This is a genomic window from Halomonas sp. QHL1, from assembly GCF_001882345.1.
GTDB lineage: Bacteria > Pseudomonadota > Gammaproteobacteria > Pseudomonadales > Halomonadaceae > Vreelandella.
Genome location: NZ_MINL01000001.1, coordinates 2,195,827 through 2,212,773 on the forward strand (window position 1 = coordinate 2,195,827; position 16,947 = coordinate 2,212,773).

Sequence of the window (16,947 nt, forward strand, 5' to 3'; positions counted from 1 at the left end):
GCTGCCGTCATCAACCATCCATGTAAGTGTCATGAAACGGCAACACCTTCAACACAAGCTGAACCAATAACAACCAACAGCCGGTGATGTGTGTGCTATGTCAAACCAATCGCGAATACGCTTAGAGGGCGTCACTAAACGCTGGGGCGCCTCTGCGGCTGTCGATGGTATTTCGTTTGATGTGACCCCAGGGCAGTTTGTCATTCTCCTGGGCCCTTCAGGCTGCGGTAAATCCACCACGCTACGCATGATTGCAGGCCTGGAAGAAGCCAGCGACGGCCAAATTCATATTGGCGAACGTGACGTCACGCGCCTGCCGCCCGGCGACCGTGGACTAAGCATGGTATTTCAATCCTACGCCCTGTTTCCGCACTTAAGCGTTGCCGACAATATCGTGTTTGGCCTGCGCAGCCGCAAAGTACCCAAAGGTGAACAGCGCCAGCGGCTGGCCAAGGTCGCAGAGCTGGTCGATTTAACCGATTACCTAGACCGCAAGCCAGGCCAGCTTTCCGGCGGCCAACGCCAGCGGGTTGCTTTGGCGCGCTCGGTTATTTCCGAACACCCGATTTGCCTAATGGATGAGCCGCTATCAAACCTGGACGCCCGGCTGCGCAGCGACATGCGCCGGGAAATCAAAGCACTACAAAGCCGCCTGAATATGACGGTGATTTACGTCACCCACGACCAGGTGGAAGCCATGAGCATGGGCGATCGAGTGATTCTGATGCAGTACGGCAAAATCGTGCAGGACGGCACCCCGGACGAGCTCTATAACCGCCCCGCTAGCGCTTTTGCCGCCAGTTTTATTGGCAGCCCCGCCATGAACCTGCTGCCCCTAGTGGCCGGTGAGAATGGCGCCGTTATCGAAGGCGAACCAAGTACCCCCGTAGCCCCCTTGGACGCCGTTGGTGGCCACTTGGGCATCCGCCCGGAAGATGTCGAGCTGCGAATCGCACCAGGCCCCGGCGTACCCGCTAACGTATTAAGTGAAGAGTATCTGGGAGCGGACACCATTGCTTATGTCGCGGTGGGGTCGCACACCCTACGCGTGCGGCTTAGCGGCAAGCAGGCACTGACAGGCCAGCCATGCAGCCTCTACTGGACCTCAGAGAATACACACCTTTTCGATGCCGACGGCCTGCGGCGGGATGACCTGACGCCGACCCCATTACCCAGCTCATCTAGAAGCATTCCTCGTCCACCGGCGGTGGGCTCTTTCCAACACTGACAGCAGTATTGACACTTGCGGAGTCTCTTATGCGTTTGCGTACCCCTTTTGCAATGACCGCCCTGGCAGCGGGCTTGTTAAGCGCCGCCCAGGTAAACGCGGATAGCGTCGATCTGACCATGTACTACCCGGTCGCGGTGGGTGGTGCACTCACCGACGTCGTTGATAACCTGGTGGAAGAGTTTGAAAGCGAATACCCCGATATCAACGTGGAAGCGATCTACGCCGGCAACTACGACGATACCCGCGTGCGCGCCATGTCGGCGATGGAAGCGGGTGATACGCCTCAGCTGTCGGTCATGTTCTCCATCGACCTGTACGAGCTGATTGAGCAGAACGCCATCGTCGCCTTTGACGACCTGGTCGAAACCGATGAAGAGCGCGAATGGCTCGAAGGCTTCTACCCAGGGCTGATGGAAAATGGCCAATTGGATGGCAAAACCTACGGCATCCCCTTCCAGCGCTCCACCATCGTACTGTTCTGGAACAAAGACGCCTTTGAAGCCGCTGGCCTAGACCCCGAAACACCCCCGGAAAACTGGGAAGAGATGGCCGAGATGGCCGCTACCGTGCGCGAAGCCTCCAATGGCGAGCAGTGGGGCGTGATGGTTCCGTCGACTGGCTACCCCTACTGGATGTTCCAGGCCTTTGCCTTTCAGAACGGCCATCGGCTAATGAGCGAAGACGGCACTGAAGTCTACTTCGACGACCCCGCAGCGGTTGAAGCGCTGGAGTACTGGGTGTCACTGGCCACCGAGCATAACGCCATGCCCGACGGCACCATTGAGTGGGGCACCCTGCGCCAGAACTTCCTTGAAGAGTCCACGGCAATGATGTGGCACACCACGGGCAACCTGACCGCCGTACGCAGCGAAGCCAATTTTGATTTTGGCGTCGCCATGCTGCCGATGAAAACCCAGCGCGGTAGCCCCACCGGCGGCGGCAACTTCTACATTTTTGAAGACGCCACCGAAGAAGAACAGCGCGCGGCGATGACCTTCATTCGCTGGATGACCGACCCTGAGCGCGCCGCTGCTTGGTCAATTGAGACGGGCTATATGGGCGTTAGCCCTGCCGCCTACGAAACCGATGCGCTACAAGGCTATGTGGAAGAGTTCCCACCCGCCGCGGTCGCCCGCGACCAGCTCGAACATGGCACGGCGGAGCTTTCCACCTACCAGGGTGGCCGCATTCGCCGCGCCTTGGATAACGCCGTGCAGGCGGCACTCACCGGTCAAATGACACCGCAAGAAGCGCTTAGTCAGGCGCAGCAAGAGGCCGACAGCGTGTTGCGCCGTTACGCCCGCTAATCGTTAGAATTTTACTCTTCGCCGGGGCATGCCCCGGCTTTTCCAACGTGCGGTACGTTCTATGTCATTCACCAATCACCGCAAAATGCAGCTCTACGGCGCGCTTCTGCTGCTTCCCGCTGCGCTACTGCTGACGACTTTTGCTTATTTACCAACCGTGACAACGGTCATTAACAGCCTGTTTTTACCCGGCTTTCGCGGTGCACCCACTGAATTCGTAGGCCTTGAAAATTATCAGGTGTTGTTCGATGACCCGACGTTTTGGAAAGTAGCTCGTAACAACTTAATCTACGCCGTCGGTACGATTCCTACGTCTATCGCACTGGCCTTGGGTATGGCGCTGTTCGTCAATGGCAAGCTTCGCGGGCGGGGCTTTGTGCGCATGGCTTACTTTACGCCGACGATTCTACCCATGATCGCCGCGGCCAATATCTGGATGTTTTTCTACGCGCCGCAGATTGGCCTATTCAATAAACTGCTCGGCATGTTGGGCTTTTCCGGGGTGAACTGGCTGGGCGATCCAAACGTTGCGTTAAGCTCGGTGATCGTGATGTCGGTGTGGAAAGAAGCCGGCTTCTTTATGATCTTCTACTTGGCGGCGCTACAGAGCATGCCACCCGAGTTGAAAGAGGCGGCTGACTTAGAAGGCACTAGCCGCTGGAGCTTCTTTTGGCGCGTCACCTTTCCGCTACTCATGCCCACCACGCTGTTTGTGCTAATCAATGCGCTGATTAACTCGGTGCGGGTCGTGGATCACCTATTTATCTTGACCAAGGGCGGACCCAACAACGCCACCAACCTGCTGCTTTACTACGTCTACGAGAATGCGTTCTCGTTCTTTGACCGCACCACGGCAGCCACCATTACGGTGGTTATTCTGCTGGTACTCGCGGTAGTGGCCACGCTTAAGTTCACGATTTTAGATCGCAGGACCCACTATCAATGAATACGACCACTACCTATGCGACCCGCTCCCGCTTCTTCTCAATTCCAGCGCTGGAAACCGTGGCTGCGTGGCTACTGGCGATTATCTGGATTTTTCCGCTGCTGTATGCCTTTTGGGCCGCCTTCCACCCCAGCGAGTTTATGGTGAACTTTGAGCTCTTCGCCCCGCTGACGCTGGAGAACTTCACTAACGCCTGGTCTCAAGCGCCCTTTGCCCGCTACTACCTCAATACCTTTGCACTAGTAACGGGAGTAGTGATTGGCCAGTTTATCGTGTGTACTTTGGCAGCGTTTGCCTTTGCACGCTTCCCGATTCCCGGCAAGAACGTTCTGTTTATGCTGGTGCTGATTCAACTCTTTGTGTTTCCCGAAGTGTTGATTGTCGAGAACTACCGCATCGCCAGTGAGCTGGGGCTGATCAACACCATCACCGGGATTGGCCTGCCCTATGTAGCCAGCGCCTTGGGTATTTTTCTACTCCGCCAAACCTTTAAAACCATCCCAAGGGAGCTGGAAGACGCCGCCCGCATCGAAGGCTGCAACTGGCTGGAAATTCTCTGGAAGGTGTACGTACCGCTAGCCAAGCCCACCTACCTTGCTTACGGACTGGTCTCGATTAGTCACCACTGGAACAACTTTATCTGGCCACTGGTGGTCACCAACTCGGTAGAGAGCCGCCCATTAACCGTGGGCTTGGGGGTCTTTTCCGCGCCCGAAACCGGCGTTAACTGGGCAACCGTTAGCGCTGCGACGCTGTTAAGTATCGCCCCGCTGCTAATCGCCTTCCTGCTGTTCCAGCGCCAGTTCGTGCAGTCGTTTTTACGGGCCGGGATTCGCTAGACAGACGCCTCTCAGGTTTTTCGTGCGACAATTCTCCCTCAAGTACGCGACAAGGAGAGCATTGATGCACGGCGACCCTCACCCGGCAGCCCTCAAGGTACTGCAGGAGGTATTTGGCTACGACAGCTTTCGCGGCCCGCAGCAGGCCATCATCGAGCATGTGATGGCCGGCGGCGATGCGCTGGTGCTGATGCCCACCGGCGGTGGCAAGTCGCTGTGCTATCAGATCCCCGCACTGCTGCGCGAAGGCACCGCTATTGTGGTCTCGCCGCTGATCGCGCTGATGCAGGATCAGGTGGCGGCGCTTAAGCAGAACGGGGTCAGGGCGGCTTACCTGAACTCCAGCCTCGATTATCACGAGGCGGTCGAGGTGGAGAACCGCCTGCGTGCTGGGGAACTGGATCTTTTGTATGTCGCGCCCGAGCGGCTGGCCACGCCACGTATGCAGATGCTGCTGGAGCAGACCCGGATTGCGCTGTTCGCCATTGATGAAGCCCACTGCGTCTCCCAGTGGGGACACGATTTTCGTCCCGAGTATCGCCAGCTTTCCCAGCTTCATCAGCGCTTTCCCCAGGTGCCGCGCATCGCCCTGACCGCCACTGCCGATGTGCCCACCCGGGGCGATATCATGGAGCATCTGCAGCTCCAGGCGGCGGCACTTTACAACAGCGGCTTTGACCGGCCCAACATTCGCTACCATATCGCCGAGAATCAGGGTAACGCCAAAGAGCAACTGCTGCGCTTTATTCGCGAGCACCACGACGGCGAGGCGGGTATCGTCTACTGCCTTTCCCGGCGCAAGGTGGAGGAGACCGCCGCCTGGCTAGAACGCCAGGGGCTGACGGCACTGCCCTACCACGCGGGGCTTCCCCCCGAGCAGCGCCAGCACCACCAGACCCGCTTTCTACGTGAAGATGGCGTGGTCGTCGTGGCCACCATCGCTTTTGGCATGGGCATCGACAAGCCCGACGTGCGCTTTGTGGCGCATCTCAATCTGCCCAAGAGTATCGAAGCCTACTACCAAGAGACCGGCCGCGCCGGGCGCGACGGCCTGCCCGCCGATGCCTGGATGGCCTACGGGCTTCAGGACGTGATCACGCTGCGCCAGATGCAGCAGGACTCCAGCGCCGCCGACCATCAAAAGCGCATCGAACAGCAGAAGCTCGACGCCATGCTGGGGCTGTGTGAGATCATCAGCTGCCGTCGCCAGGCGCTTTTGCACTACTTTGGCGATCACCTGGACGCCCCCTGCGGCAACTGCGATAACTGCCTGACCCCACCCGAGACCTGGGAGGCCACCGTGGCGGCGCAAAAGGCGTTCTCCTGTGTCTACCGCACCGAGCAGCGTTTCGGCGTGACCTACCTGGTGGACGTGCTGCTAGGCAAAAGCAACGAGCGCATCACCCGCTTTGGCCACGACCGCCTTAGCACCTTCGGCATCGGTAAAGACCTCGCTGCCAACGAATGGAAAGCGCTCTTTCGCCAACTGATTGCCAGCGGCTTTTTAAGCGTGGATATGGAGGGCCACGGCGGCATTAAGCTCACTGCCAATGCCAGGCCGGTGCTACGCGGCGAGCAGAACCTCACCCTGCGCAAGCCAAGCAACAAACCCAGCAAAGCCAAAACCGCTCGACGAGGAAGCAAAAACGCCTCTGCGCCGCAGGGCCACGGCCCGCTATGGGAAGCCCTTCGCCAGCACCGCAAGGAGCTTGCCGAAGCCCAGGGCGTGCCAGCCTATGTGATCTTCCACGACGCCACCCTGGCTGAAATGGTCGAGCAGAAACCCCAAAGCCTAGCGGCACTGGGCGCGATCTCCGGCATCGGCGCACGCAAGCTGGCGGATTACGGCAAGGGCTTTCTGGCCGTTATTTTGGCGCATCAGGAAACCGAGCAAAACAGTTAAACCAGCCTCTGAGACCCGGAAGGCGAATGTGCCGCGGTGCTACGGCCCCCACGCGCTCTGACAAAAGGCAAGAGGTCGTCATCTTGGGCATGATTGGCAGCGTGCTGTTACTTCTGCGCCCGGCGATTCGATTGCATCGCTATATCTATTTCAAGCGGCTGCCGGACACCAATCACGATGCCTAGTCGACAAGGCAGGCCGCTCAACGTAGCTGGCTATCCTTGCTGCCGCGCCGATTGTAGCCACTATAGGCCGACTGCTTTTTGTCCAACTCACTCTGACAGACTACACAGAGCCGAACGCCAGGAATCGCTTTACGGCGCGCTTCAGGAATGGGGTCGCCACACTCCTCGCAAAACTCAAGACTCTCGCCGCGGGGCAGTTGGCTACGGGCTCGCTGCACTGCATCTTCCAGCGTGCTCTCCATCTGCTCTTGCTCGGCACCATCTTTTGCCCATCCGCCGGCCATTGTCGTGCTCCTCGCTAAGGTGAAACTCCTTTTAGCATAGCAGCTAGGCGGGCGAATCGTTTTTCTCAACGTCCTCAAACACCTCGGGATATTTTCGCCTAGCCCGCACTAAGCGAATAATAGTGATGATATTGGTCACCACAATCAGGCCTTCGGCAATAGTACCGCCGATGGTGCCAATCAACAGGTTATTCAGCATCCATGCTAAGGCGGCCAGCCCCAGAAAAAACCGCATGGCAATGCCGCGCATTAGAAACATGCCAACAGTTCCCAGCACCATAGCAGTCACCGGCAGAATATCCACCCAGCTTTGCCATGTGACGGCTGCGGCGATACCGCTGGCCAGCAAGACACCCGCCATCACGGCTTTACTTCCCAGGTAACGACGAGCCAGTACAATCCGCACTATCACCAGCACTGTTAACGCAGCCGCTGTCCAGCTCTCGAAAAAGACAAACTGCAGCGCAAAGGCCACATTGGCGGAAATCAGCAACACCAGAAGGCGATCATCGTTTTTGCTGGCAAAGGCCACGACGCATATCACCAGGGCCACCAAGCCACAGAGCTGACCAGCCAGGGCACTATGGCTGAACATTTCAAGCATTGAGAGAAGGCCCCTAGGCTAAGAACTGTTTAGATCTATAGGCTAACATGTCGTTGTCGCCGCCGCTGCCACACCAGCACTGCCAAGGGCACCAGCGCAATGGGGATCAACACTAGATTAAGCGTCGCCCAGCCTAAGCCGCTGACCAAGGGCCCAGCGAGCAAAGCCGTCGTAGCAGCGGTGCCAAACACTAGAAACTCGTTGGCGGCCTGGGTGCGCGCTTTATCCACCGGGCGGTAGCTTTCGGTGAGAAGACCGGTGGCGGGTAGGAAGGTAAAGTTCCAGCCCAGACCCAGCAAAATCAGCGCCACGTTGAACCCCGCCAAGCCGATACCCAGTTGGGTGACCAGCGCGCTTGCCACCAGCAGCAGGCAGCCCGCTACAATGACCTGCTTGGCGCCGATGCGGGTGGCCAAATGGCCAGTAAAGAACGAAGGTAAGAACATCGCCACCACGTGCCACTGGATGGTCATTGAAACGTGGTTAAAGTGGTGCCCCGCCCCTGCCATGGCGAGCGGTGTGGCGGTCATGGCCAGATTCATCACGCCATAACCGACCATCGCCGCGCTTACCGCCACAATAAACCCAGGCTGACGGAGTATCTTACCCAGCGGCAGTGAGGTGCCTTCGCCGTGGGTGCGGGAAGCAGGCGGCAGTTGCGTCAATATCAGCACTACCAATGCCAGGGCATAAAGCGCTGCCAAGCCTACAAAACTACCGAGAAACGGCACCTCGCCCAGCTCACGACTCACCCTTGCCAGCCACGGCCCGGCAAACGCGGCCAGTACGCCGCCGCCCATCACCAAACCAATCGCCCGGTCACGCAGTGGTGCAGGGGCGGCCTCCACGGCGGCAAAGCGATACAGCTGGCCAAAGCCAATGCCGATACCAATCAACCAGGTTGCCAGTAAGAACAGCCCAAAGCGCTCGCCAATCAGCGCCTGCACGGCGACCAGTGCTCCCACCAATCCCACAAGGTTGCCAAGCATGAAACCGCGCTTACGGCCCAACCTGGCCATGATCAACGAAGCAGGAATGGTGGCGCACATCAGCCCCAGCCACTGGGTGGCGACCGGCGCGGTCGACCATGACGCGCCAGGGGCCAAAGACGCCCCAATCAGCGGTGAGACGGCAATCAGTAAAACATTACCGGTGACCAGCAGCGCCTGGCAGAGCGACAATAGGGTGACGGTTAAAGGCATGAAACGCTCTCCTGAATAGGATCATCAGTATGGGAAGACGCAAAGCGCTGGCGATATACCGATGGTGATACGCCGTAGTAGCGCTGAAACTGGCGGCGCAGCTGCTCCGCGCCGCCCAGCCGCCAGCGCTGTGCCAGACGCTCAAGGGAGAGCTGCTCGCGCTCGTGCAGCAACGCCAGGCGCGCTTGCTCAAGGCGTAGCTGGGTCAGGTAAGCGCCGGGAGTGGTATTTAAGTAGCGTCTAAATAGCCGGGTTAAATGGCGCGGGGAGACCGCCATCAAGTCGGCCATGCTCTCAAGCCCATGATCCACGCTGGGGTCGGCGTGGAGTTGATCCAGCAAGCGGCGCAGCGGCCCAGCCTCTTGTTGGTGTCGCAGTATCTCGCTGAACTGCGACTGCCCACCTGGGCGCTGCAGAAACACCACGAGCTCACGTGCCACCCGTCCGGCAAGATCGGCACCCTGATCCGATTCTACTAGCGACAGCGCCAAATCAATCCCCGCCGTTACTCCGGCGCTGGTGTAGCGGCCGTTGCTTTCGATATACAGCGCATCGGGCTCGACGCTTAACGCGGGGTACTCATCGGCCAGTTGCGGTGCATGGCGCCAGTGGGTAGTGACGCGGCAACCATCCAACAGCCCCGCGGCGGCTAACAAAAATGCCCCGGAGCAGATAGAGCCCAGCCGCCTCACCTCTGGGGCCACCTCACAAAGCACTTGCTTCACTGGGGATATTTCACGCTGCTGCATCACGCCACTGCCGCCCGCCACCAACAGTGTATCCAGGGGCAGTAAATGAGTAAGTTGGTGGTAGGTGTGGGTAGCATGCACGGCTAAGCCGCTGTTGGTGATAACTGGGCCGACGGCATCAGCGACAAGGGTCAACTGATAAAGCGGTTGGGGGCTTAACGCGTTGGCGCTGGCAAACACCTGCCAAGGGCCGCTGACATCCAGCAGCTGGCAGTCGGGGTAGGCAAATAGGGCAACATGGCGAGTCACAGTCTCTCTCCGCTAACGGGCTATCGAAGCAGTAGAGAGAGTGTCAGCGCTGTGCCTTATGTCGGCAAGGACCATTACCCCACCGATTCGGACATCTCTATAAAAAGCGCTACATTCGCATCAGCCCGTCCTTTCTAACGGCGCTTCCATCCTGCGTACGCTGGAAACGAAATCACTAAAGCGCTCGCCCTGAATCAATACATGATCGCTCAGCGCTTGCTGCGCCGCCACGGGGTCGCCCCGCTCGATGGCTTCCACGATGGTTTGGTGCTCGCTGAGCGAATTATTCACCCGTTGGCGTACCTGCAGCTGTAGGCGCCGGTAGGGCTTTAAACGCTGCTTTAGCTGACGCGCTTCGCTGGCCAAAAAGGCGTTATGGCTAGCGGTATAGATACAGTCGTGAAAGCCTTCGTTCTCGTAGTAATACTCATCGCTGTCGCCGGCCAGGGCCGCCGCTTCGCAGCGTTGATGCGCCTCTCTTAACGCGGCCAACTCTGGCTCGGTAATCCGGCGGGCCGCCAAGCGTCCGCACATGCCTTCAAGCTCGGCCATCACCTCGAACATTTCGATCAGTTGATCAATCCCCACTTTTGCCACGAAGGTGCCCTTCTTCGGCGAAACGGTGACCAAACCGCTGGCCACCAATTGTTGAAAGGCTTCGCGCACGGGTGTTCGCGAGACCTGAAACTCACGGCCCAAGGCTTCCGGGTCCAGGCGTTCTCCTGGCACACGGCGGCCATTAATAATGTCGTCCTCAAGAGAATCTCTTAATCGCTGAGCGTTGGAACGCTTGGTGCCCGTCATGTTTTACCTCCTTGGATCGCGACTCACCTTGGCCGTTTTAATGCTGTCATATAGTTGACATTAGCATACGTAGCGCCTATTGATATATATATCAGCTCGACTGATAGATACATATAGTCAATCCAAACACACAACAACAACTGTTGGAGACGCCACATGCAACGCTATTTGATCTCAACTGCTGCCGCCCTCGGTCTCGCTATTGCGGCTTCCCACGCTTCTGCCGATACCGTGCTTCGCGCATCGCATCAATTCCCCGGTGGCCAGGGGGATGTCCGCGATGAAATGGTGCAAATGATGGCCCGTCATGTGGCCGATGCCGACGTTGGCCTGACCATTGAAGTCTATCCCGGCCAATCGCTGTTTAAAGCGCGCGAACAGTGGGGTGCTCTGGCCCGGGGCCGTCTGGATATCACCTCGCTGCCGCTGGATTACGCCAGCGGTCGGCACCCAGAGTTCTCTGCCACGCTGATGCCTGGCTTAGTGCGCAACCAGGCACATGCTCAGCGTCTGAATGACTCCGAATACATGGAGATGATCAAAGCGGTGATCCTCGATGGCGGTGCTCGAGTGCTCTCAGACGCATGGTTATCAGGCGGCTTTGCCTCTAGCGAGCGGTGCATTACCTCACCCGATACCGTCGAAGGTCAGAACCTGCGCGCCGCTGGGCCTGCGTTTGAGGAGATGCTGGAAGCCGCCGGCGCCTCCATCGCCTCGATGCCCTCTTCCGAGGTTTACACCGCCATGCAAACCGGCGTTCTGGACGCCGCCAACACCTCGTCGATGTCGTTTATCTCTTTCCGCCTCTACGAGCAGGTCGAGTGTTTGACCGAGCCAGGCGACTTCGCGCTGTGGTTTATGTACGAGCCGATTCTGATCTCCGAGCAGGTCTGGCAAGGCCTTAATGAAGAGCAGCAGGCTGCGCTGATGGAAGCCGGTGAAGCCGCAGAAGCCTTCTTTGCTGAAGAGGCCGCCGCCATTGATCAGGAGATGGTCGAGCTTTACGAGGAGAACGGCGTCGAGGTCGTTAGCATGAGCGAAGACGATTACAACGCTTGGCTGGAAATCGCCCGTGAGACCTCCTACAAAAATTTTGCCGAGAACGTTCCCAACGGTCAAGCCATTATCGATGCGGCGCTGGCCGTCGAGTAAGCAACCAATAATCGCCTAACGGCGCGGCCATTCCTCTCGGAATGGCCGCTTTATACTGATGCTTGCTTAGCTTGGCGACATAACCAGCTTGACGAGGGAATTATGGCACCTTCAACGACTCGCAATGCCCTTGCGCGAGGGGGCATTATCGGCGGCTACATTTGCGTCATGGATAAGCTCTCGCGAATTTCCGCCTATTTAGCCTGCGCCATGTTTATAGCTGGCGTATTAGTGATTTGCCAGATGGTATTTATTCGCTACTTGCTCGGAATGAGCACCAGTTGGCAGACCGAATTCACCATCTTCTCAGTAACGGCGGCAATGTTGATGGGTAGCCCTTATGTGCTGATGACCGGTGGCCACGTGGCGATCACCATTGTTCCCGATGCGCTGGGCGGTATTACCCGTACCATCATGCGTTTGATCGCTTCGCTGTTTGGGTTAGGTTTTTGTGCCGCCCTGGCGTATGCCAGCTGGGTCTATGTTTTTGAGGCACTTCACGGTGAGTGGACCACGGGCTCCGTCTGGAATCCACCGCTGTGGCCAGCCTTACTGCCCATGGCCATCGGCGCCACCCTATTGTCACTGCAGTATGTGGCTGAAATTCTGCGTGGGGAGAGCTAAGCATGGATCCCATTACCTTAGGCATTATTGTCGCCATCGCGCTGATTGCGCTGATGGCCATTGGCACCCCTATCGCTTTTGCCCTGGGCGGTGTATCGCTGCTGGCGCTGATCTATGACCGTGGCCTTTCCGAGCTCACCTACTTCGGTGAAACCTTTTTTGACCGCATCGCCGAGTTTGGTTTTGTCGCCATTCCGATGTTTATTCTGATGGGCGCCGCGGTGGCCTCCTCCCCCACCGGGCGCGATCTGTATCGCTCGCTGGATCTATGGATGGGCAAGCTGCCCGGCGGCTTGGCGGTTTCCAATATTGGCGCCTGCTCTATCTTTGCTGCGCTTTCGGGATCGTCACCGGCCACCTGTGCGGCGATTGGCAAAATGGGCATTCCTGAAATGCGCATGCGCGGCTACCCCGATGGCGTGGCGGCGGGCTGTATTGCCGCGGGCGGCACCCTGGGCATTCTGATTCCGCCGTCGGTCACCATGATCATCTACGGCATCTCCACCGAAACCTCTATTGGTCGACTGTTTATTGCCGGGGTGGTGCCAGGCTTTATGCTCGCGGGCCTGTTTATGATCTGGACGATGATCGCCTGCAAGCTGGCCGGTGGCTATAACAACCCCATGGCCGAGTCCGTCGAACGGCTAAAAAATAACGTTAAGCAGAATGTTGATACCAACCTGAAAGCCCTAGTCCGTGTTCTGCCCTTCCTGGGCGTGGTCGCGGGCATCCTGTTTGCTCTGTATGGCGGGGTGGCAACACCTTCGGAAGCAGCAGGTGTAGGCGCGTTCCTCTGTTTGGCGCTGGCTATTCTGATCTACCGCATGTGGCAGTTGGGACCGATCAAACTGATTATGCGCGACTCGCTGCGCGAAAGCGTGATGATCATGCTAGTAATCGCCACTGCCGAAGTGTTCGCCTACGCGCTCTCCTCGATGTTTATCACCCAAACCGTGGCGGGCGCGATTGCTGATCTGGAGATTAACCGCTGGGCGCTAATGGGGGTGATTAACCTCTTCCTGCTGGTAGCGGGTTTCTTCCTGCCGCCCGTGGCCGTGATCGTGATGACTGCGCCGATTCTGTTACCCATCATCCTGGCGGCTAACTTCGACCCCTACTGGTTTGCGGTGATTTTGACCATCAACTTGGAAATTGGTCTGATCACCCCGCCGGTGGGTCTCAACCTGTTCATTATTAAAGGCATCGCGCCAGATATCTCGCTGCGCGACATTCTGATGGGGAGCTTGCCCTACGCGCTGTGCATGGTGCTGGGTATCTTGTTGCTGTGTCTCTTCCCAGGCATCGCGCTTTGGCTACCTAACTTGATCATGGGTTAAGGAGTTCGACCATGAACATGCTGTTTTTGCAGGAGCTGTTCAACAATATCACCCAACGTGATGCGCTGTTGCGGCGCCGCCATCCCGAGACCTTAACGCCCGACCATGGGCAGTTGGTGAAAGCCTGCCAAAAGTTGCTGGAAAGCGATGGTGAAGCTTCCAGCATCGCCCTGGCAAGCCGCGCTTTGGCGATTTATCAGCGCCTTTCACTGGCTGAAAAAAGCAGCTTCTTTGCCCGCCTGACGACGGACTTTTCGGCCGAGCCCGGTCCTATTGATGCGGCCTATCTGGCGTACCAAGAGGTTCGCGACAACCAATCGCTACAGCGCCTGTTTGAAGCCTGTGAGCCACGCAGGCAGGAGCTTTTCCGGCGTTTAAACCTGGCCAGCGACGGTACCTATGAGCTGGTTAAAATGCGAGAGGACCTGCTGGCGCTGCTGCGCGAACAGCCCGAACTGGCGGCTATCGACGACGATTTCGCCCACCTGTTTGGCTCCTGGTTCAACCGCGGCTTTTTGATGCTCAAGCGCATTGACTGGAACACGCCCGCTTCGATTCTAGAGAAGATCATCCGCTACGAAGCGGTGCACGAAATTCAGGATTGGGATGATCTGCGTCGGAGACTGGATGCACGTGATCGCCGCTGCTTCGCCTTCTTCCACCCGGCGATTGGCGATGAGCCGCTAATCTTTGTAGAAGTTGCCCTCCACAAGGGTTTGCCAAGCCGTATTCAGCCTATCCTTTCTGGCGAAAGCAGCTATAGCAAAAAAGGTATCGATGAGGCCGAGGATGCTGATACTGCGGCGTTCTTTGGCATCAGCAACTGCCAGACCGGCCTGCGCGGCATCTCCTTCGGTAATTTTTTGATCAAGCAGGTGGTGCAAGAGCTCTCCCAGGAGCTGCCGCAGCTAAAATACTTCGTCACCCTCTCGCCGGTGCCCGGCTTCGCCCAGTGGTTACAAGAACAGCGTGATGATGAGCAGCTTCCCGAGTCACTGCGTAAGTCGCTCAAAGGGCTTGAAACGCCGGGGTGGCATCAAGATAAAACCCGTGAAGAGCAGCCCAAAGCCGCCATTCGTCCTCTAGCCGCCCGCTATCTGGTCGAAGAGAAGAACCGCCACGGCCTGCCGCTCAACCCGGTGGCCCGCTTTCACCTCGGCAACGGCGCCGAGCTCCACCGCATTAACTGGTTGGGCGATATCTCCGACAAGGGCTTTAAACAAGCCGCCGGCCTGATGGTCAACTACCTCTACGTGCTGGACGATATCGAACGCAACCACGAAAACTATACCGCCAAGGCGACCGTTGCTTGCTCAAATGAGGTGCGCGATCTCGCCAAACGCGCCCGCAAGCTGGCCAAGGGAGAGACCACCAAATGAGCCACAACCTATTTGAAACCTTTGCCGCCAAAATGCGTGAGCGCGCAGAGGCCGATTTTATTACCACCCGCGATGGCCGCCGCTATCGCTACACCGATGCGCTGTCCATCAGTGCGCAGCTTGCTGGCGCGCTAACCGAGTTAGGCGTTAAGCAAGGTGACCGAGTTGCCGTGCAGGTAGATAAAAGTCCTGAAGCCATTTTGCTTTACCTGGCCTGCCTGCGTATCGGCGGCGTCTACTTGCCCCTCAATACAGGCTATACGGGCGATGAGATTCGCTACTTCTTGAACGACGCCGAACCCGCGCTGTTTGTTTGCCGCCCTAAATTACTAGACGAAGCCAAGGCGCTTGCCGCTGAAACCGGCTGTCCTGCGGTGGCTACACTAGGCAGCGCTAGTGATGGCAGCCTAATGGAAACCGCTCGCACGGCAGCGCCGCGGGAGGATGTCGTGGCACTTGGCGAGCGCGATCTGGCCGCTATTCTTTACACATCCGGCACCACCGGGCGCTCCAAAGGTGCCATGCTGACGCACAAGAACCTCGCCTCAAACGCTGAAACCTTGGTAACAGCCTGGCACTTCAGCGCCGATGACCGGCTAATCCATGCGCTGCCGATTTTCCACACCCACGGCTTATTCGTCGCCTGCAACGTCACCTTGATGGCGGGTGCCAGCATGCTGTTCCTGCCCAAGTTTGATGCCGATGTGATATTTGAAGAGTTGCCCCGTGGCAGTGTGATGATGGGCGTTCCTACCTTCTATACGCGCTTGGTTCAGGATGAGCGCCTGACGCCTGACGCTACCGCCAACATGCGGCTGTTCGTCTCCGGCTCTGCCCCGCTCACCGCCGAAACCCACGAGGCGTTTGAAGCCAAAACGGGCCATGCGATTCTTGAGCGTTATGGCATGACCGAAACCAATATGAACCTCTCCAACCCTTATGAAGGCGCACGGCGAGCAGGTACCGTGGGTATGCCGCTACCCGGTGTGGAGATGCGTATTACCAATCGCGAAACCGGCGATGAAGTGCCTTTGGGTGAGATTGGCATGCTGCAGATTCGTGGCCCGAATGTGTTTATCGGCTACTGGCGGATGCCTGAAAAAACCCGCGAGGAGCTGTTAGACGACGGCTTTTTCATTACCGGCGATCTCGCCATGGTCGACGAGCAGGGCTATGTGCATATTGTGGGTCGCGACAAGGATCTAGTGATTTCCGGCGGCTACAACGTCTACCCAAAAGAAGTGGAGCAGGTGATCGACGAGCTCGATCAGGTCGCTGAATCCGCGGTCATCGGCCTACCCCATCCTGACTTTGGCGAGGGCGTGACCGCTGTGGTCGTACGCCAGCAAGGAGCTCTTGAAGATCAGCTTAATGAAGATAAGGTGATCAGCCACTTAGACGGTCGGCTAGCCAAGTATAAGCAGCCCAAACGGGTCTTCTTTGTCGATGAACTACCCCGTAATACCATGGGCAAAGTGCAGAAAAATGAGCTGCGCAAGCAGTTTAACGATACCTATCGCACTCCTTAGTCGCCCGTCCTGCCAGCATACTTTTAACAGCCTTTTGCCCCGCCGCGTGCGGGGTTTTTGGTACGGCTTTGCTGGGAAAAGGAACCATTTGCTCTACTAAGTGTTAAGGTGAAACTACTTAACGAACGATGGAGCAAATCACCTTGACTACGCCTACCGTCACGAGCGGCATCACTGCCAGCGAACTCTATAAGTTAGTCAGCCAGCCAGCCTCCGCCAGCAGCGAAAACGCGACCATTGAATGGCCCGAAGCGACCATTAGCCTGGATGAAACGAATCAGACGCTGATCTGGGAGCTCAACGACTACGGCAACTTGCCGATCACCCTCTCGCGCAGCGAAAATGAGTGGGTCGCCATGGCGCCCATTGTGGCCGTCGACAGCGTCAAAAACGCCGCCGAACTTAACGAAGTGCTGCTGCGCCAGGGCATCTCGTTACCACTGGCCTCTGTGGGTATTGTCGAGATCGACGGGCACGACTTTTATGTGGCATACGGACAGCTGTTTGGCGACTCCAAGCTTGAGTCAATTTGCGCTGAGCTACACGCTACGGCCAGTGCAGCCATGGACGTCGCCGAACTGATACAAACGCACTTCGCCTAACGTTTACCCATTGTTCGTCTA

17 protein-coding genes are annotated in these 16,947 nt (G+C 57.7%); 12 read left to right on the forward strand and 5 right to left on the reverse strand.

Annotation, left to right across the window (positions count from 1 at the left end; translation table 11 throughout):
* The first annotated feature begins 97 nt into the window (after positions 1-97).
* The 6 genes from QHL1GM_RS10040 to QHL1GM_RS19335 all read left to right on the forward strand — a co-directional run bounded on the left by QHL1GM_RS10040 (position 98) and on the right by QHL1GM_RS19335 (position 6,411).
* The gene (locus QHL1GM_RS10040) at positions 98-1,228 is read left to right on the forward strand and encodes an ABC transporter ATP-binding protein (RefSeq protein WP_071694350.1); all 1,131 of its coding nucleotides are present in this window, start codon (positions 98-100) and stop codon (positions 1,226-1,228) included.
* 29 nt (positions 1,229-1,257) lie between these two features.
* The gene (locus QHL1GM_RS10045) at positions 1,258-2,538 is read left to right on the forward strand and encodes an ABC transporter substrate-binding protein (RefSeq protein WP_071694351.1); all 1,281 of its coding nucleotides are present in this window, start codon (positions 1,258-1,260) and stop codon (positions 2,536-2,538) included.
* A 61-nt stretch (positions 2,539-2,599) separates the two neighbouring features.
* On the forward strand, positions 2,600-3,484 hold the full coding sequence (locus QHL1GM_RS10050; protein ID WP_071694352.1) for a carbohydrate ABC transporter permease: 885 nt from the start codon (positions 2,600-2,602) through the stop codon (positions 3,482-3,484).
* A complete protein-coding gene (locus tag QHL1GM_RS10055; protein WP_071694353.1) occupies positions 3,481-4,323 on the forward strand; it encodes a carbohydrate ABC transporter permease in 843 nt (280 codons plus the stop codon). The genes QHL1GM_RS10050 and QHL1GM_RS10055 overlap by 4 nt, the downstream gene beginning before the upstream one ends.
* Before the next feature lie 64 nt (positions 4,324-4,387).
* The gene (gene recQ / locus QHL1GM_RS10060) at positions 4,388-6,226 is read left to right on the forward strand and encodes a DNA helicase RecQ (RefSeq protein WP_071694354.1); all 1,839 of its coding nucleotides are present in this window, start codon (positions 4,388-4,390) and stop codon (positions 6,224-6,226) included.
* Between the two features lie 26 nt (positions 6,227-6,252).
* Entirely contained in the window at positions 6,253-6,411 is a 159-nt protein-coding gene (locus QHL1GM_RS19335; RefSeq protein ID WP_175540374.1) for a hypothetical protein, read from the forward strand.
* 17 nt (positions 6,412-6,428) lie between these two features.
* Here the strand turns inward: QHL1GM_RS19335 and QHL1GM_RS10065 are convergent, their stop codons facing one another.
* The 5 genes from QHL1GM_RS10065 to QHL1GM_RS10085 form a co-directional block, all read right to left on the reverse strand.
* Positions 6,429-6,695: a DksA/TraR family C4-type zinc finger protein gene (locus tag QHL1GM_RS10065; protein ID WP_071694355.1), complete on the reverse strand. Its 267-nt coding sequence runs from the start codon at positions 6,693-6,695 to the stop codon at positions 6,429-6,431.
* A gap of 43 nt (positions 6,696-6,738) precedes the next feature.
* Positions 6,739-7,299 (reverse strand): YgjV family protein, encoded by a 561-nt coding sequence (locus tag QHL1GM_RS10070; RefSeq protein WP_071694356.1) that lies wholly within the window; start codon positions 7,297-7,299, stop codon positions 6,739-6,741.
* Positions 7,300-7,334: 35 nt separating this feature from the next.
* Positions 7,335-8,501, reverse strand: coding sequence for an MFS transporter (locus QHL1GM_RS10075; RefSeq protein WP_071694357.1), 1,167 nt, complete (start codon positions 8,499-8,501; stop codon positions 7,335-7,337).
* Positions 8,492-9,499 (reverse strand): GlxA family transcriptional regulator, encoded by a 1,008-nt coding sequence (locus tag QHL1GM_RS10080; protein ID WP_071694358.1) that lies wholly within the window; start codon positions 9,497-9,499, stop codon positions 8,492-8,494. Before QHL1GM_RS10080 ends, QHL1GM_RS10075 begins: the two co-directional genes overlap by 10 nt.
* Positions 9,500-9,619: 120 nt before the next feature.
* A complete protein-coding gene (locus QHL1GM_RS10085) occupies positions 9,620-10,303 on the reverse strand; it encodes a GntR family transcriptional regulator (protein ID WP_071694359.1) in 684 nt (227 codons plus the stop codon).
* 156 nt (positions 10,304-10,459) lie between these two features.
* On the opposite strand from QHL1GM_RS10085, the gene dctP reads away from it, so the two are divergent.
* The 6 genes from dctP to QHL1GM_RS10115 all read left to right on the forward strand — a co-directional run bounded on the left by dctP (position 10,460) and on the right by QHL1GM_RS10115 (position 16,926).
* Positions 10,460-11,455 carry a TRAP transporter substrate-binding protein DctP gene (dctP, locus tag QHL1GM_RS10090; RefSeq protein WP_071694360.1) on the forward strand — a complete coding sequence of 332 codons (996 nt, stop codon included), beginning with the start codon at positions 10,460-10,462 and terminating at the stop codon, positions 11,453-11,455.
* A 102-nt stretch (positions 11,456-11,557) separates the two neighbouring features.
* A complete protein-coding gene (locus QHL1GM_RS10095; protein WP_071694361.1) occupies positions 11,558-12,079 on the forward strand; it encodes a TRAP transporter small permease subunit in 522 nt (173 codons plus the stop codon).
* A 2-nt stretch (positions 12,080-12,081) separates the two neighbouring features.
* Positions 12,082-13,416, forward strand: a complete 1,335-nt coding sequence (locus QHL1GM_RS10100; protein WP_071694362.1) for a TRAP transporter large permease — start codon at positions 12,082-12,084, stop codon at positions 13,414-13,416.
* 11 nt (positions 13,417-13,427) lie between these two features.
* Entirely contained in the window at positions 13,428-14,795 is a 1,368-nt protein-coding gene (locus tag QHL1GM_RS10105; RefSeq protein ID WP_071694363.1) for a malonyl-CoA decarboxylase, read from the forward strand.
* Positions 14,792-16,324: a malonyl-CoA synthase gene (locus QHL1GM_RS10110; protein WP_071694364.1), complete on the forward strand. Its 1,533-nt coding sequence runs from the start codon at positions 14,792-14,794 to the stop codon at positions 16,322-16,324. Before QHL1GM_RS10105 ends, QHL1GM_RS10110 begins: the two co-directional genes overlap by 4 nt.
* Positions 16,325-16,467: 143 nt before the next feature.
* Positions 16,468-16,926 (forward strand): DUF2170 family protein, encoded by a 459-nt coding sequence (locus QHL1GM_RS10115; RefSeq protein ID WP_254795284.1) that lies wholly within the window; start codon positions 16,468-16,470, stop codon positions 16,924-16,926.
* Positions 16,927-16,947: the final 21 nt, after the last annotated feature.

Coding starts and splice junctions, on each gene's coding strand:
- QHL1GM_RS10050 (WP_071694352.1), top strand. CDS start 2,600: ATGTCATTCACCAATCACCGCAAAATGCAGCTCTACGGCGCGCTTCTG.
- QHL1GM_RS10045 (WP_071694351.1), top strand. CDS start 1,258: ATGCGTTTGCGTACCCCTTTTGCAATGACCGCCCTGGCAGCGGGCTTG.
- recQ (WP_071694354.1), top strand. CDS start 4,388: ATGCACGGCGACCCTCACCCGGCAGCCCTCAAGGTACTGCAGGAGGTA.
- QHL1GM_RS10065 (WP_071694355.1), bottom strand. CDS start 6,695: ATGGCCGGCGGATGGGCAAAAGATGGTGCCGAGCAAGAGCAGATGGAG.
- QHL1GM_RS10110 (WP_071694364.1), top strand. CDS start 14,792: ATGAGCCACAACCTATTTGAAACCTTTGCCGCCAAAATGCGTGAGCGC.
- QHL1GM_RS10070 (WP_071694356.1), bottom strand. CDS start 7,299: ATGCTTGAAATGTTCAGCCATAGTGCCCTGGCTGGTCAGCTCTGTGGC.
- QHL1GM_RS10055 (WP_071694353.1), top strand. CDS start 3,481: ATGAATACGACCACTACCTATGCGACCCGCTCCCGCTTCTTCTCAATT.
- QHL1GM_RS10105 (WP_071694363.1), top strand. CDS start 13,428: ATGAACATGCTGTTTTTGCAGGAGCTGTTCAACAATATCACCCAACGT.
- dctP (WP_071694360.1), top strand. CDS start 10,460: ATGCAACGCTATTTGATCTCAACTGCTGCCGCCCTCGGTCTCGCTATT.
- QHL1GM_RS10095 (WP_071694361.1), top strand. CDS start 11,558: ATGGCACCTTCAACGACTCGCAATGCCCTTGCGCGAGGGGGCATTATC.
- QHL1GM_RS10085 (WP_071694359.1), bottom strand. CDS start 10,303: ATGACGGGCACCAAGCGTTCCAACGCTCAGCGATTAAGAGATTCTCTT.
- QHL1GM_RS10100 (WP_071694362.1), top strand. CDS start 12,082: ATGGATCCCATTACCTTAGGCATTATTGTCGCCATCGCGCTGATTGCG.
- QHL1GM_RS10040 (WP_071694350.1), top strand. CDS start 98: ATGTCAAACCAATCGCGAATACGCTTAGAGGGCGTCACTAAACGCTGG.
- QHL1GM_RS10075 (WP_071694357.1), bottom strand. CDS start 8,501: ATGCCTTTAACCGTCACCCTATTGTCGCTCTGCCAGGCGCTGCTGGTC.
- QHL1GM_RS19335 (WP_175540374.1), top strand. CDS start 6,253: ATGTGCCGCGGTGCTACGGCCCCCACGCGCTCTGACAAAAGGCAAGAG.